This is a genomic window from Novosphingobium sp. BF6 (assembly GCF_058273105.1).
This window is the reverse complement of record NZ_CM177776.1, coordinates 799,746-820,123: the sequence shown is the minus strand read 5'-3', so window position 1 is coordinate 820,123 and position 20,378 is coordinate 799,746. Positions and strand designations below refer to the sequence as shown.

Below are 20,378 nucleotides of genomic sequence, written 5' to 3'. Positions count from 1 at the left end.
GACGCCCAAGTAGAGCAGGTTCGCATTTGATATCGAGAGCGGGACAACTGCGTCCGCATAGTGTTTTCATTACTTCCCGGGACTTTATCCTGCCCCATGACGGCTCCCATCAGCCGGTCGAACGCTGCCCGGCGCGTCCGGCGAACAAGGTGTCTGTACCCGCGACTGTCGGGCTTTCTGCGGTTTGCGGAGGCTCATCGTGCCGGAACAGCTCGAACAGGCGCGGCTCGGTTAGTCCGGCGCTCCAGCGTCCCGGTATGGTCACCTGTTTCCAGAGCCCTTCGCCGACGAATGCCAATGCGTTGCCGGTCACGGTCAATAGAAGCAGCAGCGCGCAAAGGCCCAGTTCGGCGGGCGTCGCCGCCCGCGGCGAATGCGCATGAACGCTGCTGTAGAGCAGCGAGCCGACGAACCAGGCCGCGCTCAGCAGAGCGCCGCCGCCGAGCCGCAGCAAGAGCCGGGCTGCGAGAGTTTCATGCCATGCCGCCATCGTGCACCTCCTTCGGGAGGCACACCATCTATAGGGGCGCGCATAGCAATTCGAGAGCGGCAAACGGCCCCCGGCATAGAGATTTCACAATGCCGGTCTCTGAGCCGCTCTCAGGCCGCGTCTTCGGGCAGGCGCAGGCGGTAGCCTATGCCCACCTCGTTGCTGATGATCTGCGGACGCTGCGGATCGGTTTCCAGCTTCTGCCGCAGCGACCGCACCAGCACGCGCAAGTATTCGACATGGCGCTCGGATTCGTTCGGCCAGACGTTCACCATGATCTGGTCGTGGGTGATGACCCGCCCCGGAAACTTGGCGAGCTGCGCCAGAACCGCATATTCCTTAGGCGTCAGATGGACTTCCTTGCCCGCCTTGGTGATCCGGCGGTTCATCAGGTCGATGGAGAGGTCCCCGGCACTCACGGCGGGCACGCCGCCGCCGCGCGTCATGCGGTTGCGCAGCGCCACGCGGACGCGGGCCAGCAATTCGTCGGTATCGAAAGGCTTGGTCAGGTAGTCGTCGGCGCCGAGATCGAGCGCGGCGACCTTTTCCTCGGTCGCCTCGCGGGCGGAGACGATGATGAGCGTGGTGTCGCTCTGCTGCTTGATCAGCGGCACGAGTTCCAGCCCGTCGCGGTCCGGCAGGCCGAGGTCGAGCAACACGATGTCGGGCCGCTCCTGCCGCAGCCGATCGAGCGCCTCGCGCCCGTTCACCGCCTCGATGACATGGTAGTCGGCCCGGCCGAGCGCGGCGAGGATGAGGCGGCGGATCTGCGGCTCGTCATCGACGATGAGGACCTTGTGGCGGATGGTCATGGTACGTCCCTATCTTCGAAGTTGCCCTCGAAACTCTTGAGTATCAACGCATCGGGAATGCGGATGGTGAAGCAGGCACCCGGCGGCTCCTCGTTGTTCGAAGCCTCGACCGAAAGCCCCATGGCCTCGGCAAAGCCCTTGACGATGGCGAGGCCAAGGCCGGTGCCGTGGCGCACCCGGTCCGACCCTTCGAGCCGCGTGAAGGTCTCGAACACGCGCTTTTCCTGGCCGAGAGGAATGCCCGGTCCCTGATCGATCACCGAAAGCAGCAACATGTCCGGCGCCCGGCGGCAGCGGATCAGGATCGGCGTGCCGGGATCGGCATAGCGCCCGGCATTGTCGAGCAGGTTGATGAGGCAATGGTGCAGGAGGACCGGGTCGACGCGCACCAGCGGCACGTCGGGCGGAATGTCGAGCTGGACCGCATGTCCGTGCAGAGCGGCGCGGGTATCGTGGGCGGCCCCGGCCACCGCGTCGAACAGGTCGGTCGGCTCCGGTTTCATCGGCAGGGCGCCGGCCTCGACGCGGGCCATGTCGAGCAGGTTGGCGACGAAGCGGTTGAGGCGCAGCGCCTCGGTCTCGATGGCCTCGGCCAGTTCGCCGGAGGGGTGCTGGCGCATCTCCTTCGCCGCCGTCAGGATCGTGGTGAGGGGGGTGCGCAGATCATGGCTGACCGACGAGAGCAGCGCCGAGCGCAGCCGGTCGCGCTCGCCCACGGCCTGCGCCTTGAGGTTCTCCTCCTCCAGCGTCAGGCGGTCGAAGGCGATCGAAGCCTGGTCGAGCAGGCTCATCAGCAGCGGCAACTGGTCGGAGCGCAGGGGATCGGCGGCATCGGTGCGGGCGATGCCCAGCACGCCGAGCACGCCGCGCGTCGTCCGCAAGGGGTTGAACAGCCAGTCGGAGGCGGTGAGCGTGGCCGAACCGCGCCCGGCGGGCTGGTCGTTCTCCATCGCCCACTGCGCGGCGGCGCGCTCGATCTGTTCGAGCCGGTCTTCCGGCGGCAGTGCGGCGGCGAGCACCGGGCCGTCGGCGGAAGGCAGCAGCAGCACCGCGCGCACGTCGAGCAGGCGGGAAACTTCGGCGCAGATCGCCTGCATCAGTTCCTCGCGGGTGACGGCGGCGGTCAGCTGGCGCGAAAAGCTGGCGAGCGCGGCATTCTGGCGCGCGCTCGATCCCGCCAGATCCGCCTGCGCGCGGACCCGCGCGGCGAACTGGCTGGTGACGACAGCGACGCCCAGCAGCACGAGGATCGAGATCACGTTCTCGGGATTGCTGACGGTCAGCGTGCCGGTCGGCGGCAGGAAGAAGAAGTTGTAGGCAAGGCTGGAGGCGAGGCCTGCGAACAGGCCCGCGCGCAAGCCGAACGTCGCCGCCGCGAACATCACCGGGACCAGGAACAGCAGCGCGATATTGCCGAGATCGAGCGCTTCCAGCAGCAGCCGCCCGATCACGGCCATCGCCGCCACCATCAGCAGCGACCAGAGGTAGTCGGCGGGATTTCCCCATTTTCCGCGCAGCCGATGCCGCGCCTTGCGGTCGGGCGAGGCCTCCTCGCCCGAGGGCAGGACATGGACCGCCACATCGCCCACCGAGCGCACCAGCCGGTCCACCACCGAACCGTGGCGCATCTCGAACCACCAGGTGCGGCTCGACTTGCCGATGACGATCTGCGTCGCCCGCGCCTCGCGCGCGAACTGGCGCAGGCCGTCCACCACGTCGGCCGCCGGAATGCTGGCGGTCGAAGCGCCCAGTCGGGTGGCGAGTGCCAGCGTATCGGCGAGCTGGCGGCGCTCCTCGTCGCTGAACTGGCGGTGGCGCTGGGTCTCGATATGCACGGCGGTCCACGGCGCCCTCAGCGCGTCCGCCATGCGCTTGCCCGCGCGGACCAGCCCGGCGGCATGCGGCAGTTCGCTGACGGCCACGACGATACGTTCCCCGACGGCAAAGCTGCCCGCCAGCGCATTGGCGCGGACATGCTCCAGCATCTGCGCATCGACCGCCTGCGCCGCGCGGCGCAGCGCCAGTTCGCGCAAGGCGGTGAGGTTGGTCTTGGAAAAGAAGTGACCGAGCGCCCGCGTCGCCTCGTGCGGGATATAGACCTTGCCGTCCTTCAGCCGCTCGATCAATTCGTCGGGCGGAATGTCGACGACTTCGATCTCCGCCTGTTCGAGCACGGAATCGGGCACCGTTTCGCGCACCCGCACCCGCGTGAACGAGGCGACGACGTCGTTCAGGCTCTCGACGTGCTGGATATTGATCGTGGAATAGACGTCGATCCCGGCGTCGAGCAGTTCCTCGACATCCTGATAGCGCTTGGGATGGCGGCTTCCCGGTGCATTGGTGTGGGCGAGTTCGTCCACCAGCACCAGCCCGGGCGCCCGCGCGAGAATGGCGTCGATGTCCATTTCGCCGAGGCTGTGCCCCTTGTGCTCGACCTCGCGGCGGGGGATCACTTCGTGCCCCTGTACCAGCGCCTCGGTTTCGCGCCGGCCATGCGTCTCGACGACGCCCACCACCACGTCCACCCCGGCATCGCGCCGCTGGTGGCCCTCGGTCAGCATTTCCCAGGTCTTGCCGACACCGGGCGCGGCGCCGAGGAATACCTTCAGACGGCCACGGCCCTCCTGCGCGGCGGCGCGCAGGAGGGCTTCCGGAGAGGGTCTGTCGTTTTGAGTCACGGGGTCTGCTTAGCGCCGATACCGTCCAGTCGTCGATTGAGTTCGAACACGTTTACATGTGGTTCGCCGATGAAGCCGAGCAGCGGCCGTTCGACGCTCTCGTCCACGAGGCGGCGGACGGCGACGGGATCGAGACCGCGCGCCCGTGCCACGCGATCGGCCTGATAAATGGCCGCCTCGGGCGTGATGTCGGGATCGAGGCCCGAGCCCGAAGTCGTGACGAGATCGGCGGGGATCGGCTTGCCCGGCTCCGCCGCCTGCATCGTCGCGACCTGCTCCTTCACCCGGTCGTGCAGGACTTGCGAGGTCGGACCGAGGTTCGAGCCGGACGAGGCCAGTCCGTCATAGCCCTTGCCCGCAGCCGAAGGGCGCGTCTGGAAGTAGCGGTCCGAAGCGAAGGCCTGACCGACCACGGTCGAGCCGACGACCTTGCCGTTCTCGGTGATAAGGCTGCCGTTCGCCTGGCGGGGGAAAAGCAGCTGGCCGACGCCGGTCATCGCCAGCGGATAGCCGAGGCCGAGCAGCGCGGCGAAGAGCCCGGTCATGACGAAAGCAGGGCGCAGCGAGGATAGGATATCATTGTTCATGTCGTCGCCTCCTCAGGCGAGGCCCAGGCCATTGACGGCCAGGTCTATGAGTTTGATGCCGATGAACGGTGCGATCAGCCCGCCGAGGCCGTAGATGGCCAGGTTGCGCGCCAGCAACGGGCCTGCCCCCATCGGCTTGTACTTCACGCCCCTGAGCGCCAGCGGCACGAGGCAGGGAATGATCAGCGCATTGAAGATGATCGCCGACAGGATCGCGCTCTGCGGGGTCGCAAGGCCCATCACGTTGAGCACGCCCAGCCCCGGATAAAGCACGATGAACATGGCCGGGATGATCGCGAAGTACTTGGCGACGTCATTGGCGACCGAGAACGTGGTCAGCGCCCCGCGCGTCATCAGGAGCTGCTTGCCGAGGCCGACGACCTCGATCAGCTTGGTCGGATCGCTGTCGAGATCGACCATGTTGCCGGCCTCGCGCGCGGCCTGGGTGCCGGTGTTCATGGCGACGCCGACGTCCGCCTGCGCCAGCGCGGGCGCATCGTTGGTGCCGTCACCGCACATGGCGACAAGCTTGCCGCCCTGCTGCTCCTTGCGGATCAGCGCGAGCTTGTCCTCGGGCGTGGCTTCGGCGAGGAAGTCGTCCACGCCCGATTCCGCCGCGATCGAGGCCGCGGTCAGCGGGTTGTCGCCGGTAATCATCACCGTGCGGATGCCCATCTGCCGCAACTCGCCGAAGCGCTCGCGGATACCGGCCTTGACGATGTCCTTGAGGAAGATCGCCCCCAGCAGGCGGCCGTCGACGGCAACCGCCAGCGGCGTGCCACCCGCGCGGCCGATCTCGTCGGTCACGCGGCGCAGTTCGGTGGCGGCGGCGGTCGTCCCGGCCTCTGGATTGGCGCGGAGGATCGCCTGCACCGCGCCCTTCTGGATCACCCGGCCGCCAGTGTTGACGCCGGAAATACGGGTCTGCGCGGTGAAGGGAATGACCTCTGCGCCTTCGGGCAGCACCGCCGTGGTCAGCCCGAACTTCTCGCGGGCGAGGACGACGATCGAGCGGCCCTCGGGCGTTTCGTCGGCGAGGCTGGCCATCAGCGCGGCTTCGGCCAGTTCGCTGATATTGACGCCGCCAACGGGCCGGAATTCGGTGGCCTGGCGGTCGCCGATGGTGATCGTGCCGGTCTTGTCGAGCAGCAGGACATCGACGTCGCCCGCCGCCTCGACCGCGCGGCCCGACTTCGCCAGCACATTGAAGCGCACCAGACGGTCCATCCCGGCAATGCCGATGGCCGAGAGCAGCGCCGCGATCGTCGTCGGGATCAGGGTGATGAGCAGCGCGGCCAGGATCGATACCGGCACCGAACCGCCCGCATAGCTGGCAAAGCCCGGAATGGTCGCCACCGCGATCAGGAAGATGATCGTCAGGCCGACGAGCAGCAGGGTCAGCGCGATCTCGTTGGGGGTCTTCTGGCGCTCGGCGCCTTCGACCAGCGCGATCATGCGGTCGAGGAAGCCCTGCCCCGGATTGACGGTGACGCGCACGCGAATCTCGTCCGAGATGACACGGGTGCCCGCGGTCACCGCCGAGCGGTCGCCGCCCGCCTCGCGGATGACGGGGGCGGATTCGCCGGTGATCGCGGCTTCGTTGACCGAGGCGACGCCGGAGATCACTTCGCCGTCCGAGGGGATCAGGTCGCCGGTCTGCACCAGCACCACGTCGCCTTTCTTGAGCTGGCTGGCGGGCACGTTGTCGAAGCGGGAACCGTCGGCCTTGAGGCGCTTGGCGGCCAGTTCCGCCTTGGTGGCGCGCAGCGAGGCCGCCTGCGCCTTGCCGCGCCCTTCGGCCAGCGCCTCGGCGAAAGTACCGAACAGCACCGTCAGCCAGAGCCACACCACGAGCTGGAGCTTGAAGCTCGCGGCCAGACCGTCATGGCCGACGATCAGCAGCACCGTCAGCAGAACCGCGACGACGGCGGTGGTGAACATCACCGGGTTGCGGATCAGTTCCCGGGGATCGAGTTTGCGGAAGGCATCGCCGATCGCCGGAACGATCAGGTCTGCCGTGAACAGAGAAGTCTTGGAGGACCGGGCCATTGGGTGATCCTTAGAAAAGCTGGCCGCGGATCATCGCGAGATGATCGGCGATGGGGCCAAGCGCGAGGCTGGGCAGGAAAGTCAGGCCGCCGACGATCAGCACGATGCCGATCAGGAGGCCGGTCCAGAGCGGGCCCGTCGTGGGGAAGCTGCCTGCGGTCTCGGGCGTATACTTCTTGGCGGCGAGGCTGCCTGCCACGGCCAGCATCGGGATGATGATGAAGAAACGGCCGATCCACATGGCCACGCCCAGCATGCCGTTGTAGAACGGCGTATTGGCGGACAGTCCCGCGAAGGCGGAGCCGTTGTTGGCGACGGCGCTGGTGAAGGCGTAGAGGATTTCCGAGAAGCCGTGCGGCCCCTTGTTGAGCGGTCCGGCAAGCCCCGCAGGCAGCACCGAGGCCATTGCGCTCATGCCCAGGATCGTCAGCGGCAGCACCGCGATCGCCAGCACCGCAAGCTTCACTTCGCGGCTCTCGATCTTCTTGCCGACATATTCGGGCGTGCGTCCGACCATCAGGCCCGCCACGAAGACGGCGAGGATGGCGAACAGCAGGAACCCGTAGATGCCTGCACCGACGCCGCCGATCACGACTTCGCCAAGCTGCATGTTGAACAGGGGGATCAGGCCGCCGAGCGCGGTGAAGCTGTCATGCATCGCATTGACCGCGCCGCACGACGCCGCCGTGGTGACGACGGAAAACAGCGAACTTGCGGCTATGCCGAAGCGGACTTCCTTGCCCTCCATGTTGCCCCCGGCGACGCCGAGGTGATGTATCACGGGATTGCCCGCAGCCTCCTGCCAGTAGGTCACGGCGGTTCCCGCGAGGAACAGCGCCATCATCGCCGCCAGGATCGCCCAGCCCTGCCGCGTGTTGCCCACGGCCTTGCCGAACGTGTAAGTCAGCCCCACGCCGATCGCGAAGATCGACAGCATCTGCACGAGGTCGGTCAGCGCCGTCGGGTTCTCGAAGGGATGGGCCGAGTTGGCGTTGAAGAAGCCGCCGCCGTTGGTGCCCAGCATCTTGATCGCCTCCTGCGAGGCGACGGGGCCGAGCGCCAGAGTCTGCTTCACGCCTTCCAGTGTCGAGACGTCCACCGAAGCGGCCAGGGTCTGCGGCACGCCGCTGGCGATGTAGAATAGGGTCAGCACGATGCAGAGCGGCAGCAGCAGGTAGAGCGTCACCCGCGTCATGTCGGCCCAGAAATTGCCGATGCCGCTCGCGCTCCGGCGGGCGAAGCCGCGAAACAGCGCGAAGGCCAGCGCAATGCCGGTCGCCGCCGAGAGGAAGTTGTGAATGGTCAGCGCCAGCATTTGCGACAGGTTCGACATCGTCGATTCACCGCCGTAGCTCTGCCAGTTGGTGTTGGCACCGAAGCTGATCGCCGTGTTGAAAGCGAGGTTCTCACTTACCGCACCGTAGCCCAGCGGGTTCAGCGGCAGCAGCGCCTGCGCGCGCAGCAGGACATAAGTCAGCAGGATCAGCGCGGCGTTGAAGATCAGCATGTGCACGGCGTAGCGGCGCCAGGACTGGTCTTCCTCGGAATCGATCCCGGAAAGCCGGTAGAACCCGCGCTCGACCGGCCCGAACACCGCATGAAGCGGCGTGCGGCGCCCTTCGTAGAGTGCATGGAGCCACAGCCCCATCGGCTTGGTAAGCGCCAGCAGGATGCCGACGAAGGCCGCGATCAGCAGCCATCCTTGTAAGGTCATGGCCTGTACGGTCATTGGGGCGCTCCTAGAAGCGTTCGGGCCGCGCGAGCACGGCAACGAGGTAGACGAGAAGGCCGAGTGCGGTGAATCCCGCCAGCCAGAGGTCGATGGTCATTTGCGGCTGCCCCTCATGCCTTGTTGCACAGCGCGGCGTAGCCAAGGCTGGCCGCCAGCAACGCGAGGGTCAGGCCGATCCAGAGGATGTCCTGCATGGGTATTGCTCCTGCAAGCTCACGTCGCGGGAGGCGCGGCATGAGTCGAATGCAGCAGACCCATTAGGATAATCCGCCGTTGAAATTCGAGACGAGCTGTTCGGCGATGGCGTAGTATTTGCATATGATTCAGCATTGGATTTCGTGTTTCGACTTCGCCGCGCAGGCGCTATCGGGGCAGCGATGTTCATGCCCCCCCATGAAGCGCCGCCCAACGCCCTGTCCCGTGCCGCCGCGCTGCTCGAAGAGGATGCGGATTACCGGGTGCTGCGCCGCCTCCGCACCGTCTCGCGGTTCCATGCGCCGCGACCCGGCGTCCCCTGCCGGGTCGGCGTGGCGGTCGATGTCGAGACGACCGGGCTGGACAACACCTCCGACCGGATCATCGAACTCGCCGTCCAGCGCTTCCGCTTCGACGAAGCCGGGCGGATCGTGCAGGTCGGCCAGCCCCGCGTCTGGCGCGAGGACCCCGAGTGTCCGCTCGATCCGCGCATCACCCAGCTGACGGGCCTGACCGACGCAATCCTGCAAGGCCAGGCGATCGACGAGGCGATGGCCGTCGAGATCCTCGGTTCGGCGGACCTGATCGTCGCGCACAATGCCGCTTTCGACCGGCCGTTCATCGACCGGCGCCTGCCTGCCCTCTCCGACAAGGCCTGGGCCTGTTCGATGGCCGAGCCGGACTGGCTCGAACTCGGTTTCGACGGACGGGCGCTGGGCTATCTCGTCTCGCAATGCGGATGGTTCTTCGAGGGCCACCGCGCGGAGAACGACATCCTCGCCCTCCTCTACCTGCTGGCCCACGGCCTGGCCGACGGCCGCACCGTGCTGGCCGACCTGCTGGCCCGCTCCGAGCGGCCCAGCTTCCGGGTGAACGCGGTGGACGCGCCGTTCGAAGCCAAGGACCGCCTCAAGGCGCGCGGCTATCGCTGGAACGCGGCGATGCGGTTCTGGTCGAACGAAATCCCCGAAGCCGAGCGCGAGGACGAAGCCGCCTGGCTGGCAACCGAAGTCTACACCGGCCATGGTAGCCCGGCGTTCTTTCCGGTGACCGCCAACGATCGCTACAAGATCGCATGATCTTCACCCATCCATCTCTCCGGCAGGAATCTTCGCTGATGCTTCGTTACGTCATTCCAGCCCTCCTCGCGACTTTCGGCGCCGCGCTCCCGGCGCAGGCCGAGGACCGGCTCAGCATCGACATCTACGCGATCCCGTCCCGCCCCGTCGTCGATGCGGTGGAGAAGGCCAGCCGCGACCTTGCCGGGCGCGGCATGACCACGTTCTACGCGAAAGGGCAGGCGCCCCATGTCACGCTCTACCTCACCCAGTATCCGGCGGATGCCGCCCCCCGGCTGAAAGCCGCCGTGGCCGCCGCCGCGAAAGACTGCAAGGCAGTGCCGCTGACCGTCAACGGCACCGAGCGCACGGCTTCCAACTGGCTGTTCCTGCATGTCGAGCGCAGCCCCGAGTTGCAAAGGCTGGCAGACCTCGTGACGCTCGCCGCCGAGCCGCTGCGCGACCGCACCGTCACGCCGCCCGGCTGGATGAGCGCCTATCCGGCCAAGCTCCCCGCCTTCGAGCGCTACGGCTCGCCCAACGTGTTCATGCAGTTCGAGCCGCATCTGACCCTGCTCGCCAACGAGAGCAACCCGGCTCTCGCCACGTTCATGACCGACATGGCGCGCACCCCGCCCGAGGCGCGCGGCGAAGTGGAAGGAATCGGCATCGGCCTCGTCGACGGCGACGGGCAACTGGTGAAGACCCTGGCCGAATTCCGCTGCACCGGCCGCTCCTGAATCCACGGCGCATCGGCGCTTCCACAATACCATTGCGTTTCAGAAGGCTGGAGGCATAGTCTTCCCCATAAAGTCGGCCCATAAAGCCGGCATGAAGGGGCATGAGGACGTGGAGAGCGAAAACGATACCGTGATGTCGTTGGCCGAGATCGCCTCGGATCCGCGCTACCGCGAACTGGTCCGCCGCCGCGCCCGCTTCGGCTGGATCCTGACCGGCGCGATGCTCGCCGTCTTCTTCGGCTTCATTCTGGTGATCGCCTTTCGCAAGGACCTGCTGGCCCGGCCGATCGGCGAGGCGACGACGACCTGGGGCATTCCGGTCGGCCTCGGCGTGATCCTCGTGGGGATCGCTCTCACCGGCCTCTACGTCCTGCGCGCGAACCGCGATTTCGATCCGATGGTAGCGGCCATCCGCAAGGACGCCGCGCAGTGAAGGGCAGTCTCGGCGCCGCTGCGCTCGCTCTGGCCTGCTGCCTTCCCCTTCCCGCCCTTGCCGATGCCCTGACCGGACAGACGCAGCAACAGGCCACGAACTGGCCCGCGATCCTGATGTTCGGCATCTTCGTCCTCGCCACCCTCGGGATCACCCGCTGGGCCGCGCGCAAGACCCGCACCACCGCCGACTTCTACACCGCGGGCGGCGGCATCACCGGTTTCCAGAACGGACTGGCGATCGCCGGCGACTACATGTCGGCGGCCTCGTTCCTCGGCATTTCCGCGCAGATCTTTGCCGACGGCTATGACGGACTGATCTACTCGACCGGGTTCCTGGTCGGCTGGCCGATCATCCTGTTCCTGCTGGCGGAGCGCCTGCGCAACCTCGGCCGCTATACGTTCGCGGACGTCGCCTCGTTCCGCTTCGCCCAGACTCCGGTGCGGCTCTTCGCCGCATCCAGCACGCTGGCCGTGGTGCTGTTCTACCTGATCGCCCAGATGGTCGGGGCGGGGCAGCTCATCAAGCTGCTGTTCGGGCTGCCCTACTCCTATGCCGTGGTGATCGTCGGCGTGCTGATGACGCTCTACGTCCTGTTCGGCGGCATGATCGCCACCACCTGGGTCCAGATCATCAAGGCCGTGCTGCTGCTGGGCTGCGCCACGCTGATGGCCTTCGCCGTGCTGGCCAGCTTCGGCTTCTCCCCCGACGCCCTCTTCGCCCGCGCCGTCGAAGTGAAGACGGCGCTGGCAAGCGAGGCCGGGGCCGATCCGGCAACGGCGGCGGCCAAGGGGCGGTCTATCATGGGGCCAGGCAACTTCATCAAGGACCCGGTCTCGGCGATCTCCTTCGGCATGGCCCTGATGTTCGGGACGGCGGGCCTGCCGCATATCCTGATGCGCTTCTTCACCGTTCCCGATGCCAGGGCCGCCCGCAAGTCGGTGCTCTGGGCGACCGGCTGGATCGGCTATTTCTATATCCTGACCTTCATCATCGGCTTCGGCGCGATCGTGATGGTCGCCACCGAACCGGCCTTCCTCGATCCAGCGACGGGTGCCCTGCGCGGCGGCGGCAACATGGCCGCGCTCCATCTGGCGGATGCGGTCGGCGGAGACCTGTTCCTCGGCTTCGTCTGCGCGGTCGCTTTTGCGACGATCCTGGCCGTCGTCGCCGGGCTGACCCTGGCCGGCGCCTCCGCCGTCAGCCACGATCTCTACGCCTCGGTCCTGCGCAAGGGGCAGGCGAGTTCCGAGGACGAACTGCGGGTATCGCGGCGGACGGTGCTGGTGCTTGCAGTCGTCGCGATCCTGCTTGGCGTCCTGTTCGAGAACCAGAACGTAGCCTTCATGGTCAGCCTTGCCTTTGCACTGGCGGCATCGGGCAATTTCCCGGTGCTGCTGCTCTCGGTGCTGTGGAAGGGCTGCACGACGCGCGGGATCGTCTGGGGCGGGTCGATCGGGCTGGCCCTGGCACTGGTGCTGACCGTGCTGTCTCCGGCGGTCTGGGTTTCGGTGCTGGGGCATGGCGAGGCGATCTTCCCGTTCACGTCACCGACGCTGTTCTCGATGCCGCTTGCCTTCTTCACGATCTGGATCGTGTCCCGCCTCGACCGCAGCGGCCGCGCGGCCGTCGATCGCGCGGGCTATCTCGAACAGCGCGTCCGCTCCGAAACCGGGATCGGCGCCGCCACCGCCAGCACGCACTGACCGCGCCTCCCTGCTCGCCGCCCGCGCCGAGGCTTGCCCGCAAGGGAGAAAATCATGCTACGGTGGGACTGATCGGCAACGGACGGCACCTGCATTCATGATAAAGCGTTTCACTTCGGCATCCACGGCAGGCTTCGGCGCCGCGCTCGCGCTCCTGGCGCTACCCGGCCCCGCCATGGCGCAGGAAGGGGTCGAGCGGCTGATCGGCCACGTCGCGCCCGGCGAGGACGGCAGCGCGCAAGTGGACGTGCGCCTGCTAAATACCGGCACCGCAGCCGTCACCGCCGAACTGCCCGAAACCGTCGAGGCTCGCCTTTCCCGCCCCGGCGCCTTCGGGCGGGGCCGCAGCGTCACTCTTCGCCGCGACACCGCGACGCCGGCCGCGCTCCCCGTCGCACCCGGCAGCTTCGCAAGCGCCCGCTACCGGCTGGCGGCAACCGACGTCGCCGACGGCGCGCTGCTCTCGGTACCCGGCTGGGGCGGCCAGTCGGTGACACTGGCCGTGGCTCCGGCTTCCGCGCCCGCGGCATCCCCGAACGCGGTGGAAGCGAGGATCGCCGCCGCCGATCCTGCGCCTGCGCAAGTTCCCGTCACCCCGCCGCCGAGCGACCGCACCGTGGGCAATGCCTTCATCGAGAACATGAGCGCCTACGAGCCGATCTACGCCGTCTACGGCCCCGGCACCAACGACGAGGCACGCATCCAGCTCAGTTTCAAGTACCAGCTCTTCGGCAGCCGCGCGCGGGCGGACCGTGCCGCGCTGGGCGACGGCCTCTACTTCGCCTATACCCAGCGCATGTTCTGGGACCTCGGCGCAAATTCCTCGCCGTTCCGCAACATCGATTTCCAGCCCGAGGTGTTCTACATCACCCCGCCCAAGGCCCTTTCGGACAAGGCCACGGTCAGCGCGCAAGTGGGCCTGCGGCACGAATCGAACGGGCGCGACGGCCTGTCCTCCCGCAGTCTCAACACCGTCTATCTCGCCCCGGCGGCAGCCTTCTCGCTGGGCGGCGATCTCCGCCTGACGGTGGCACCGCGCGCATGGTTCTACGCCGGCGACCTTTCGGACAACCCGGATATCCGCCGCTATCGCGGCAATACCGGCCTCTTCGTGGAGATCGGCGAGGCGGACGGGCTGCGCCTGTCCTCGTCCAGCCGCTTCAATTTCGGCAGCGGCAAGGGCGCGATCTCGGCGGACCTGTCCTATCCGCTGCGCCGCCTGCTGGGCGGCGGGCCGGACTTCTACCTCTTCGCGCAGAGCTTCGCCGGCTATGGCGAGAACCTGCTGGACTACAACCGCCGCATCACGCGCCTGCGTCTCGGCGTGGCCCTCGTGCGCTGACGGCAGGGTCGGCGCGAAAACGTGATCAGACCGCTTCCAGCGCCCGTTCCAGATTCGTGCCGACGCAATTGCGCCCCCCGCGCTTGGCCTCGTAAAGCGCGCGATCGGCGCTATCGATCAAGGCTTGGGCGTCCGCAGTTCCGGACATGAAATGGGCGAGCCCTATGCTCACCGTCACCCGCCCGCCCGGCGCGGGTGACGTAAGGTGCATGTCCTCCACTGCCGCGCGCATACGCTCGGCCAGCGGCACCGCCTGGCTCGCCTCGGTCCGGGGCAGAATCACGGCGAACTCCTCGCCGCCATAACGCGCCACGAGATCGCTGCCGCTCCTCGCGCAGGCCTGGAGCGCCGAGGCAACGCTGCGCAGCCGCACGTCGCCCACCGGATGGCCGAGATGGTCGTTCAGCAACTTGAAGTGGTCGATATCGATCATCAGCAGGGCCAGCGGCGTCCGGTCGCGCTGCGCCCGCAGGACTTCGCGCTGGAGCACTTCGTCGAACAGCCGCCGGTTCGCCACCCCCGTCAGGGCATCGTTGTGCGACAGGTGGGTCAGCCGATCCTGCTCGTCGTAGCTGCGTAGCTGCACCAGCACGCTGCGAATCCCGTAACCCGCCGTCGCGAAAAAGGCCCCGGTCAGCACCAGGGTCACGTCATGGCCGACCAGCAGCGCCGAGACGGTCAAGAGCGTGACCGGGATCATCAACGGACTGCCCGCTTTGACGACCAGCGCAAAACGCCGGGAGGCCGCAGGCACCGAAAACCGGGGCGTTCCCACCGCCGCCACGGCCAGAGACAGGAAGGGCAGGTCGATCAGGAGGTCGGGCCAATGGCCGAAGTCGCTCTCCCATTCGGCGTGGTTGATATAGGCCGCGACCAGCATGTAGAGGCCCGCGTAAGCGGTCAGCACGCGCAGGAAGCGGCTCTGCCCGGCATCGGTGGAAGCGGCAAGGCGCAAGCCCGCGAAAGCGAGGATATAGACGTTCTCGACATCGAACATCAGTCGCAGCGCCGCGGCGCCCGCCATCCCGGTCCCCTCCATGGTCGACATGATCGAGACATAGCGGAAGAACACGTAGCCGAGCGCCCCGGCCAGCAGTGCGTCGACCACGCGAACGTACCACGCTTCCTCGGCCGGGCTGGCGAGGGCGAAAATGATCGGTACGCCGTAGAGCACGTAGAGCAACATGCTGAGGCTCATCTCGCTCTCGACGTCCATCGCCATCAAGCCGAACATGGTGGCGGCCATGCCCCCCGCCCAGAGCAGCATGGCGGCGGCCAGCGGCAACCAGCCTTCCCACCCGTCCCGCTTCGCTCGCAGCAGGCAGAGGATGCCCGCCAGCACCGGGCTGCCGATCAGGAAGGCGAAAGTTCCGGAAGCAGCGCCCGCCAGCAGGACAAGGCCATGCAGCGCGACCAGAACCAAGGCAAACAAGGCCACGAACCTGGCCGCGACGCCCTCCCTGTCTGCCGACTGAGGACCGGTAATGACTTTCATGGCCTTGTCCGCGCTGATCGCAATCCGGTAAGACCCTAGGTCTCAAAGGTTAAGCTATCGCTTCGCGGCCGCCTTCACGCTCTCCTGGCCAGCGGCGAGAGGCGTCCACTTTCGATCCGATGCGGCATCGTCCAGGACGGTTTCGACGAAGGCCATCGTCCGCAGCCCGTCCTCGACCGAGGGGAAAGCGGCCGCCGCATCCTCACCCGCGATGCACTGTGCGAAGGCGCGGTAGAGGTTGGCGAAAGCCTCGATATAGCCTTCCGGATGTCCCGCGGGGGTGCGCAGGCGGCGCAAGCTGGACTCGGCAAGGCCCGGCCCGCCCGCGCGGACGATCTCGGTTGGACGATCCAGCCAGCGCAGCACGAGGCTGTTCGGCTCCATCTGCGACCATTCCAGACCCCCGCGCTCGCCGTGAATGCGCAGCTTCAACCCGTTCTCGTCCCCGGCTGCGACCTGCGTGGCCTTGAGCACCCCGCGCGCGCCGTGATCGAGGCGGAGCAGCACGCTGACATCATCGTCGAGCCTGCGGCCGGGCACATGGGTCGTCAGGTCGGCACAGAGTTCCTGTACCCGCAGCCCCGAAACATGTTCGGCAAGGTGGAAGGCGTGGGTGCCGATATCGCCGAGACAGCCGCCCAGCCCGGCGCGGGCGGGATCGGTCCGCCATTCCGCCTGCTTGTTGCCGTCGCGGTCGATCGGCTGGCTGAGCCAGCCCTGCGAATATTCGACCTGGACCAGCCGGACTTTGCCGAAATCACCGCGCGCCACCCGGGCGCGGGCCTCTTCCACCAGCGGATAGCCGCTATAGGTGAAGGCCAGCGCGAAGTGGCGGCCGGAACGCGCCGCAGCCTGCGCGATCGCTTCGGCCTCTTCCATGTTCAGCGCCATCGGCTTTTCGCAGAAGACGTGGAAACCGGCGTCCAGCGCGGCGATCGCCATGGGCGCGTGGAGGTGGTTGGGGGTGACGATCGACACCGCATCCACCCGCTCTCCTTCCGGCAGGGCGGCTTCCGCCGCGAGCAGGGTTTCCAGCGAAACGTAAACGCGATCCGGCGCGATACCCAGCCCTTCACCCGAGCGGCGATTGCGTTCCGGATCGCTGCTGAAGGCCCCGGCCACCAGTCGCCAGTCCCCATCCAGAGCAGCCGCCGCGCGGTGGATCGCCCCGATGAAGGCGCCCTCGCCACCTCCGGCCATAGCGAGACGCAAAGTCCGTGGCATCACCCTCTCCTTTTTCTTCATATGCGATAAGCCCCTCAAATTCAGGCCTTGATCCGATATGATTTACCGGTAAACGTTAGGCAACGAGAAAAAACGCAATAAGAAATATGGAGAGTCGAGGATGCGCATGACAGCAAGCCTCTGCCTGACACCGATCGCTGCCGTTGCCGCGATGTTTGCCGTGCCGGTTATGGCCCAAACGGCGCCTTCCGCCTTCAACGCCTGCCGCGCCTGCCACACCGTGGACAAGGGCGGAAAGAACGGTATCGGCCCCAACCTGAATGGCGTCGCGGGCAGGCAAGCCGCTTCGGCCCCCGGTTTCAACTATTCCCCGGCGCTCAAGGGCGCCAAGCTGCGCTGGGACGATCAGAGCCTCGACACGTTCCTGGCGGCGCCCGCGAAGAAAGTGCCCGGCACCCGCATGCCGATCGGCACGCCGGACCCGGCCAAGCGCGCGGCGATCATCGCCTATCTCAAGAGCCTGAAATGACGGAGAACAAGGCCATGCGCGGTCCGGCGATCTTCCTCGCGCAGTTCATGGGCGACGCCGCGCCGTTCGACACGCTGGACAATGCTGCGCGCTGGATGGCCGAAGCCGGTTACAAGGGCATCCAGGTGCCCAGTAACGACCCTCGCTGCATGGACCTCGCGCTGGCGGCGGAAAGCCAGGACTATTGCGACGAACTGGCCGGGCGCTGCCGCGAGGCGGGGGTCGAGATCACCGAACTGTCCACCCATCTTCAGGGCCAGCTGGTCGCGGTTCATCCCGCCTACGACGCCGCCTTCGACAATTTCGCGCCGCCCGAACTGCGCGGCAAGCCCGCCGAGCGGCAGGCCTGGGCCGTCGATCAAATGAAGCTCGCCGCCAGGGCCAGTCGGCGCCTGGGGCTGTCTGCGCATGCGACCTTTTCCGGCGCTCTGGCCTGGCCCTTCGTCTACCCCTGGCCGCAGCGCCCGGCGGGTCTCGTGGAGGAAGCCTTCACGGAACTCGGACGCCGATGGCGGCCCATTCTCGATGCCTTCGAGGATGAGGGCATCGACCTTTGCTACGAACTCCATCCGGGCGAGGACCTGCACGACGGGCTGACCTTCGAACGGTTCCTCGATGCCGTCGGCGGCCACCAGCGCGCCAATATTCTCTACGACCCCAGCCACTTCGTGTTGCAGGCGATGGACTATCTCCAGTTCATCGACATTTACCACGACCGCATCAGGATGTTCCACGTCAAGGATGCGGAGTTCAATCCTACCGGGCGGGCGGGCGTCTACGGCGGCTATGCCGACTGGGTCGATCGTCCCGGCCGGTTCCGTTCGCTGGGGGACGGACAGGTCGATTTCACCGGCATCTTCTCGCGCCTGACCCAGTACGGATACGCGGGCTGGGCCGTGCTGGAATGGGAGTGCTGTCTGAAGCACCCCGAGGACGGCGCCCGCGAAGGCGCGCCCTTCATCGAGGCACACATGATCCGCCGCCCGGAACGGGCGTTCGACGATTTTGCGGGAGGCGGCGATCCCGCCGACAACCGCCGCTGGTTGGGGCTGTCCTGACGGCAAGGCAAGAATGACCCCGACAACAGATAATACGCGGGGCAAACGGGTAGAGGATCGGGCATGACGGGCATAAACCGGCAAAGACTGTTCTGGCTGAGCGTGCTGGCGCTGTTTACAGCGTCGATGAGCGCAGCGCTGCGCGCCGCCGTGGCGAGCAGCCTCAAGGCGGAGTGGATCGATCCCGTCGCGCCGATCGCGGCGGGGGAAATGATCGGGGCGGCGCTGGGCTCGGCGTTCCTCGGCTTCTCGATCACCGTCTTCGTGGTCAGCGCGGTGCTGGACAGGATCGGCATCCGCCGCGTCCTGATCGGTTGCGGCATAGCCTTCCTGATCGGCACGACGCTGATCGTCGGCGCGGGCCTCTTCGCCAAGGGCATGGCCGTCTACCATCTGGTCTGGCTGGGCATGTTGTTGAGCGGCATCGGCTGGGGCTTTGCCGAAGCCTCGATCAATCCGCTGACCGCGCGGCTCTATCCCGAAGACACCACGCATCGTCTGAACGTGCTCCACGCCTGGTATCCGGGCGGGCTGATCGTCGGCGGGCTGGCCGGTGTGTTCCTGGCCCCGCTGCTGCCCTGGCAGGCGATCATGGCGCTGGTCTACCTCCCCGCCGTCTTCGTCATCCTGATCGGCGCGACGACCCGCTTCCCCGAGCCTCCCGCCGCCGCCGGTAGCCGGGCGATAAAGGACATGATGCTGGAAGTGGTGCGCCGTCCCAGCTTCTTCGTGTGGTTCGGCGCGATGTTCCTGACCGCCTCCTCGGAGCTGGCGCCGGGCCAGTGGATCGACGTCGCGCTCAGCAACCGGGTCGGCATGCGCGGCATCCTGCTGCTGGTCTACGTCAGCGCGCTGATGTTCGTGTTCCGCCATTTTGCCGGGCGCATCGCCGGGCGTCTCTCCAATCCGGGCCTGCTCTGGGTATCGAGCCTGCTAGCCGCGATCGGCCTGTTCCTGCTGTCGCAGGCACAGTCGCCGGTTTCCGCGATCCTCGCCTCGACCGTCTGGGGCCTTGGCGTCTGCGCCATGTGGCCGACGATGCTGGCCTCGGTCGCCGAACGCTATCCGCGCGGCGACTCCTGGACGCTGGGACTGGTCGGATCGGCGGGCGCGCTGGCGAGCTTCTTCGTCCTGCCGCGCCTCGGCGAGATGTTCGACCAGGCGAAAGTGGAGATCGCGGGCGGACCGGAAGCCTTCACCCGCTTGAACGGCGCCGCGCTGCGCGCCGTGGAAGACGCCGCCGCCTCGCAGTCCTTCGCGCGGCTGACCTTCGTGCCGCTGACTCTGCTCGTTGTCTTCGGCGCCGTCTGGCTGGCCGAACGGCGCTCCGCCCGCCCGAGCGCTTCCGTCGCGGAGGGCGCGGCATGAGCCTGACTCGTCGCGGCGTGATCGTCACCGGCCTTGCCGCCACCACCGCAGCCGCTGCCCCCGCCCTCTCGGCGGCTACCAGCAAGGGCGGCTCGAACGCCGCGCATTTCTCGCTCGGCTATGCCCCGCACGAGGGCAGCTTCGCCAGCCGGGGCGGCCTGATCGAACAGATCGCCTTCGCCGCCGATCAGGGCTTCCGCGCCTGGGAGGATAACGAAGCGCGTAACCGCCCGGTCGAGCAGCAGGAAGCCATGGCCCGCGCCCTGTCGCAGCGCGGCATGACAATGGGTGTCTTCGTCGCCAGCATGCCGAGGTGGGCCGACTTCCGCCCCGTGCTCGGCGGCAACGACGACGGCGAGCGGGAGGCCTTCCTGGCCGATATCCGCACCTCGATCGAAGTCGCGAAGCGGCTGAATGCCAAGCACATGACGGTCGTGACCGGCTTCATGGACCGCAAGGTGCCCGAGGCGATCCAGACCGGCCGGATCATCGACTGCATGCGCCGCGCCGGAGACATCGTCGCGCCGCACGGATTGACGCTGGTGATGGAGCCGCTCAACACCCGGACCAACCACCCCGGCGTGTTCATGCAGTCGATCGCACAGGGTTATGCCGTCGCGCGCGGGGCCGACAGCCCCGGCGTCAAGGTTCTGGCCGACCTCTATCACGAGCAGATCCAGTCCGGAAACCTGATCCCGACGCTCGACGCCTGCTGGGCGGAAGTCGGCTATATCCAGTTCGGCGACAATCCCGGCCGCAAGGAACCGGGAACCGGCGAAATCAACTACGCCAATGTCGTGCGCTGGCTGCGCGCCCGTAACTATGCCGGAGTGATCGGCATGGAACACGGCAATTCGCTGGCCGGACGCGAGGGCGAGGAGCGGCTGGTCGCCGCCTATCGGGCTATCGACAGAACATAAG

18 protein-coding genes are annotated in these 20,378 nt (G+C 67.2%); 9 read left to right on the top strand and 9 right to left on the bottom strand.

Going from position 1 to position 20,378, the window contains the following annotated elements:
- Nucleotides 1-109 precede the first annotated feature (109 nt).
- The 7 genes from AC4D6D_RS19040 to AC4D6D_RS19010 form a co-directional block, all read right to left on the bottom strand.
- Nucleotides 110-490: a hypothetical protein gene (locus AC4D6D_RS19040; protein WP_491328593.1), complete on the bottom strand. Its 381-nt coding sequence runs from the start codon at nucleotides 488-490 to the stop codon at nucleotides 110-112.
- A gap of 110 nt (nucleotides 491-600) precedes the next feature.
- Complete coding sequence (locus AC4D6D_RS19035; RefSeq protein ID WP_491328592.1) at nucleotides 601-1,302, bottom strand: response regulator; 702 nt, start codon at nucleotides 1,300-1,302, stop codon at nucleotides 601-603.
- A complete protein-coding gene (locus AC4D6D_RS19030) occupies nucleotides 1,299-3,980 on the bottom strand; it encodes a DUF4118 domain-containing protein (protein ID WP_491328591.1) in 2,682 nt (893 codons plus the stop codon). Before AC4D6D_RS19030 ends, AC4D6D_RS19035 begins: the two co-directional genes overlap by 4 nt.
- The gene (gene kdpC, locus AC4D6D_RS19025; protein WP_491328590.1) at nucleotides 3,977-4,567 is read right to left on the bottom strand and encodes a potassium-transporting ATPase subunit KdpC; all 591 of its coding nucleotides are present in this window, start codon (nucleotides 4,565-4,567) and stop codon (nucleotides 3,977-3,979) included. The genes AC4D6D_RS19030 and kdpC overlap by 4 nt, the downstream gene beginning before the upstream one ends.
- Nucleotides 4,568-4,579: 12 nt before the next feature.
- Nucleotides 4,580-6,616: a potassium-transporting ATPase subunit KdpB gene (gene kdpB, locus AC4D6D_RS19020; RefSeq protein ID WP_491328589.1), complete on the bottom strand. Its 2,037-nt coding sequence runs from the start codon at nucleotides 6,614-6,616 to the stop codon at nucleotides 4,580-4,582.
- Between the two features lie 10 nt (nucleotides 6,617-6,626).
- Nucleotides 6,627-8,330, bottom strand: coding sequence for a potassium-transporting ATPase subunit KdpA (gene kdpA, locus AC4D6D_RS19015; RefSeq protein ID WP_491328770.1), 1,704 nt, complete (start codon nucleotides 8,328-8,330; stop codon nucleotides 6,627-6,629).
- Between the two features lie 25 nt (nucleotides 8,331-8,355).
- Nucleotides 8,356-8,445 (bottom strand): potassium-transporting ATPase subunit F, encoded by a 90-nt coding sequence (locus tag AC4D6D_RS19010; protein WP_008829858.1) that lies wholly within the window; start codon nucleotides 8,443-8,445, stop codon nucleotides 8,356-8,358.
- A 280-nt stretch (nucleotides 8,446-8,725) separates the two neighbouring features.
- On the opposite strand from AC4D6D_RS19010, the gene AC4D6D_RS19005 reads away from it, so the two are divergent.
- The 5 genes from AC4D6D_RS19005 (at nucleotide 8,726) to AC4D6D_RS18985 (ending at nucleotide 13,822) form a co-directional block, all read left to right on the top strand.
- The gene (locus tag AC4D6D_RS19005) at nucleotides 8,726-9,622 is read left to right on the top strand and encodes a 3'-5' exonuclease (protein ID WP_491328588.1); all 897 of its coding nucleotides are present in this window, start codon (nucleotides 8,726-8,728) and stop codon (nucleotides 9,620-9,622) included.
- Nucleotides 9,623-9,660: 38 nt separating this feature from the next.
- Entirely contained in the window at nucleotides 9,661-10,341 is a 681-nt protein-coding gene (locus AC4D6D_RS19000) for a 2'-5' RNA ligase family protein (RefSeq protein ID WP_491328587.1), read from the top strand.
- Between the two features lie 91 nt (nucleotides 10,342-10,432).
- Nucleotides 10,433-10,774: a DUF485 domain-containing protein gene (locus AC4D6D_RS18995; protein ID WP_491328586.1), complete on the top strand. Its 342-nt coding sequence runs from the start codon at nucleotides 10,433-10,435 to the stop codon at nucleotides 10,772-10,774.
- Complete coding sequence (locus AC4D6D_RS18990; protein WP_491328585.1) at nucleotides 10,771-12,480, top strand: cation acetate symporter; 1,710 nt, start codon at nucleotides 10,771-10,773, stop codon at nucleotides 12,478-12,480. The genes AC4D6D_RS18995 and AC4D6D_RS18990 overlap by 4 nt, the downstream gene beginning before the upstream one ends.
- A gap of 97 nt (nucleotides 12,481-12,577) precedes the next feature.
- Nucleotides 12,578-13,822 (top strand): phospholipase A, encoded by a 1,245-nt coding sequence (locus tag AC4D6D_RS18985; protein WP_491328584.1) that lies wholly within the window; start codon nucleotides 12,578-12,580, stop codon nucleotides 13,820-13,822.
- A 25-nt stretch (nucleotides 13,823-13,847) separates the two neighbouring features.
- On the opposite strand, the gene AC4D6D_RS18980 is transcribed toward AC4D6D_RS18985, so the two are convergent.
- On the bottom strand, nucleotides 13,848-15,317 hold the full coding sequence (locus tag AC4D6D_RS18980) for a GGDEF domain-containing protein (RefSeq protein WP_491328583.1): 1,470 nt from the start codon (nucleotides 15,315-15,317) through the stop codon (nucleotides 13,848-13,850).
- 54 nt (nucleotides 15,318-15,371) lie between these two features.
- Nucleotides 15,372-16,541, bottom strand: a complete 1,170-nt coding sequence (locus tag AC4D6D_RS18975) for a Gfo/Idh/MocA family protein (protein WP_491328582.1) — start codon at nucleotides 16,539-16,541, stop codon at nucleotides 15,372-15,374.
- A 121-nt stretch (nucleotides 16,542-16,662) separates the two neighbouring features.
- Between AC4D6D_RS18975 and AC4D6D_RS18970 the strand changes: the two genes are divergently transcribed.
- From AC4D6D_RS18970 to AC4D6D_RS18955, 4 genes are all read left to right on the top strand, one after another.
- Entirely contained in the window at nucleotides 16,663-17,031 is a 369-nt protein-coding gene (locus AC4D6D_RS18970) for a c-type cytochrome (protein ID WP_491328581.1), read from the top strand.
- On the top strand, nucleotides 17,028-18,089 hold the full coding sequence (locus AC4D6D_RS18965; RefSeq protein ID WP_491328580.1) for a sugar phosphate isomerase/epimerase family protein: 1,062 nt from the start codon (nucleotides 17,028-17,030) through the stop codon (nucleotides 18,087-18,089). The genes AC4D6D_RS18970 and AC4D6D_RS18965 overlap by 4 nt, the downstream gene beginning before the upstream one ends.
- A gap of 63 nt (nucleotides 18,090-18,152) precedes the next feature.
- Nucleotides 18,153-19,457: an MFS transporter gene (locus AC4D6D_RS18960; protein WP_491328579.1), complete on the top strand. Its 1,305-nt coding sequence runs from the start codon at nucleotides 18,153-18,155 to the stop codon at nucleotides 19,455-19,457.
- Nucleotides 19,454-20,377 carry a hydroxypyruvate isomerase family protein gene (locus tag AC4D6D_RS18955; protein ID WP_491328578.1) on the top strand — a complete coding sequence of 308 codons (924 nt, stop codon included), beginning with the start codon at nucleotides 19,454-19,456 and terminating at the stop codon, nucleotides 20,375-20,377. The genes AC4D6D_RS18960 and AC4D6D_RS18955 overlap by 4 nt, the downstream gene beginning before the upstream one ends.
- Nucleotide 20,378 lies beyond the last annotated feature (1 nt).

Excerpts from the sequence above, each read along its gene's own strand:
- AC4D6D_RS19040 (WP_491328593.1), bottom strand. The coding sequence starts at position 490 with ATGGCGGCATGGCATGAAACTCTCGCAGCCCGGCTCTTGCTGCGGCTC.
- AC4D6D_RS19035 (WP_491328592.1), bottom strand. The coding sequence starts at position 1,302 with ATGACCATCCGCCACAAGGTCCTCATCGTCGATGACGAGCCGCAGATC.
- kdpC (WP_491328590.1), bottom strand. The coding sequence starts at position 4,567 with ATGAACAATGATATCCTATCCTCGCTGCGCCCTGCTTTCGTCATGACC.
- kdpB (WP_491328589.1), bottom strand. The coding sequence starts at position 6,616 with ATGGCCCGGTCCTCCAAGACTTCTCTGTTCACGGCAGACCTGATCGTT.
- kdpA (WP_491328770.1), bottom strand. The coding sequence starts at position 8,330 with ATGACCTTACAAGGATGGCTGCTGATCGCGGCCTTCGTCGGCATCCTG.
- AC4D6D_RS19010 (WP_008829858.1), bottom strand. The coding sequence starts at position 8,445 with ATGACCATCGACCTCTGGCTGGCGGGATTCACCGCACTCGGCCTTCTC.
- AC4D6D_RS19005 (WP_491328588.1), top strand. The coding sequence starts at position 8,726 with ATGTTCATGCCCCCCCATGAAGCGCCGCCCAACGCCCTGTCCCGTGCC.
- AC4D6D_RS19000 (WP_491328587.1), top strand. The coding sequence starts at position 9,661 with ATGCTTCGTTACGTCATTCCAGCCCTCCTCGCGACTTTCGGCGCCGCG.
- AC4D6D_RS18995 (WP_491328586.1), top strand. The coding sequence starts at position 10,433 with ATGAAGGGGCATGAGGACGTGGAGAGCGAAAACGATACCGTGATGTCG.
- AC4D6D_RS18985 (WP_491328584.1), top strand. The coding sequence starts at position 12,578 with ATGATAAAGCGTTTCACTTCGGCATCCACGGCAGGCTTCGGCGCCGCG.
- AC4D6D_RS18980 (WP_491328583.1), bottom strand. The coding sequence starts at position 15,317 with ATGAAAGTCATTACCGGTCCTCAGTCGGCAGACAGGGAGGGCGTCGCG.
- AC4D6D_RS18975 (WP_491328582.1), bottom strand. The coding sequence starts at position 16,541 with ATGCCACGGACTTTGCGTCTCGCTATGGCCGGAGGTGGCGAGGGCGCC.
- AC4D6D_RS18970 (WP_491328581.1), top strand. The coding sequence starts at position 16,663 with ATGCGCATGACAGCAAGCCTCTGCCTGACACCGATCGCTGCCGTTGCC.
- AC4D6D_RS18965 (WP_491328580.1), top strand. The coding sequence starts at position 17,028 with ATGACGGAGAACAAGGCCATGCGCGGTCCGGCGATCTTCCTCGCGCAG.
- AC4D6D_RS18960 (WP_491328579.1), top strand. The coding sequence starts at position 18,153 with ATGACGGGCATAAACCGGCAAAGACTGTTCTGGCTGAGCGTGCTGGCG.
- AC4D6D_RS18955 (WP_491328578.1), top strand. The coding sequence starts at position 19,454 with ATGAGCCTGACTCGTCGCGGCGTGATCGTCACCGGCCTTGCCGCCACC.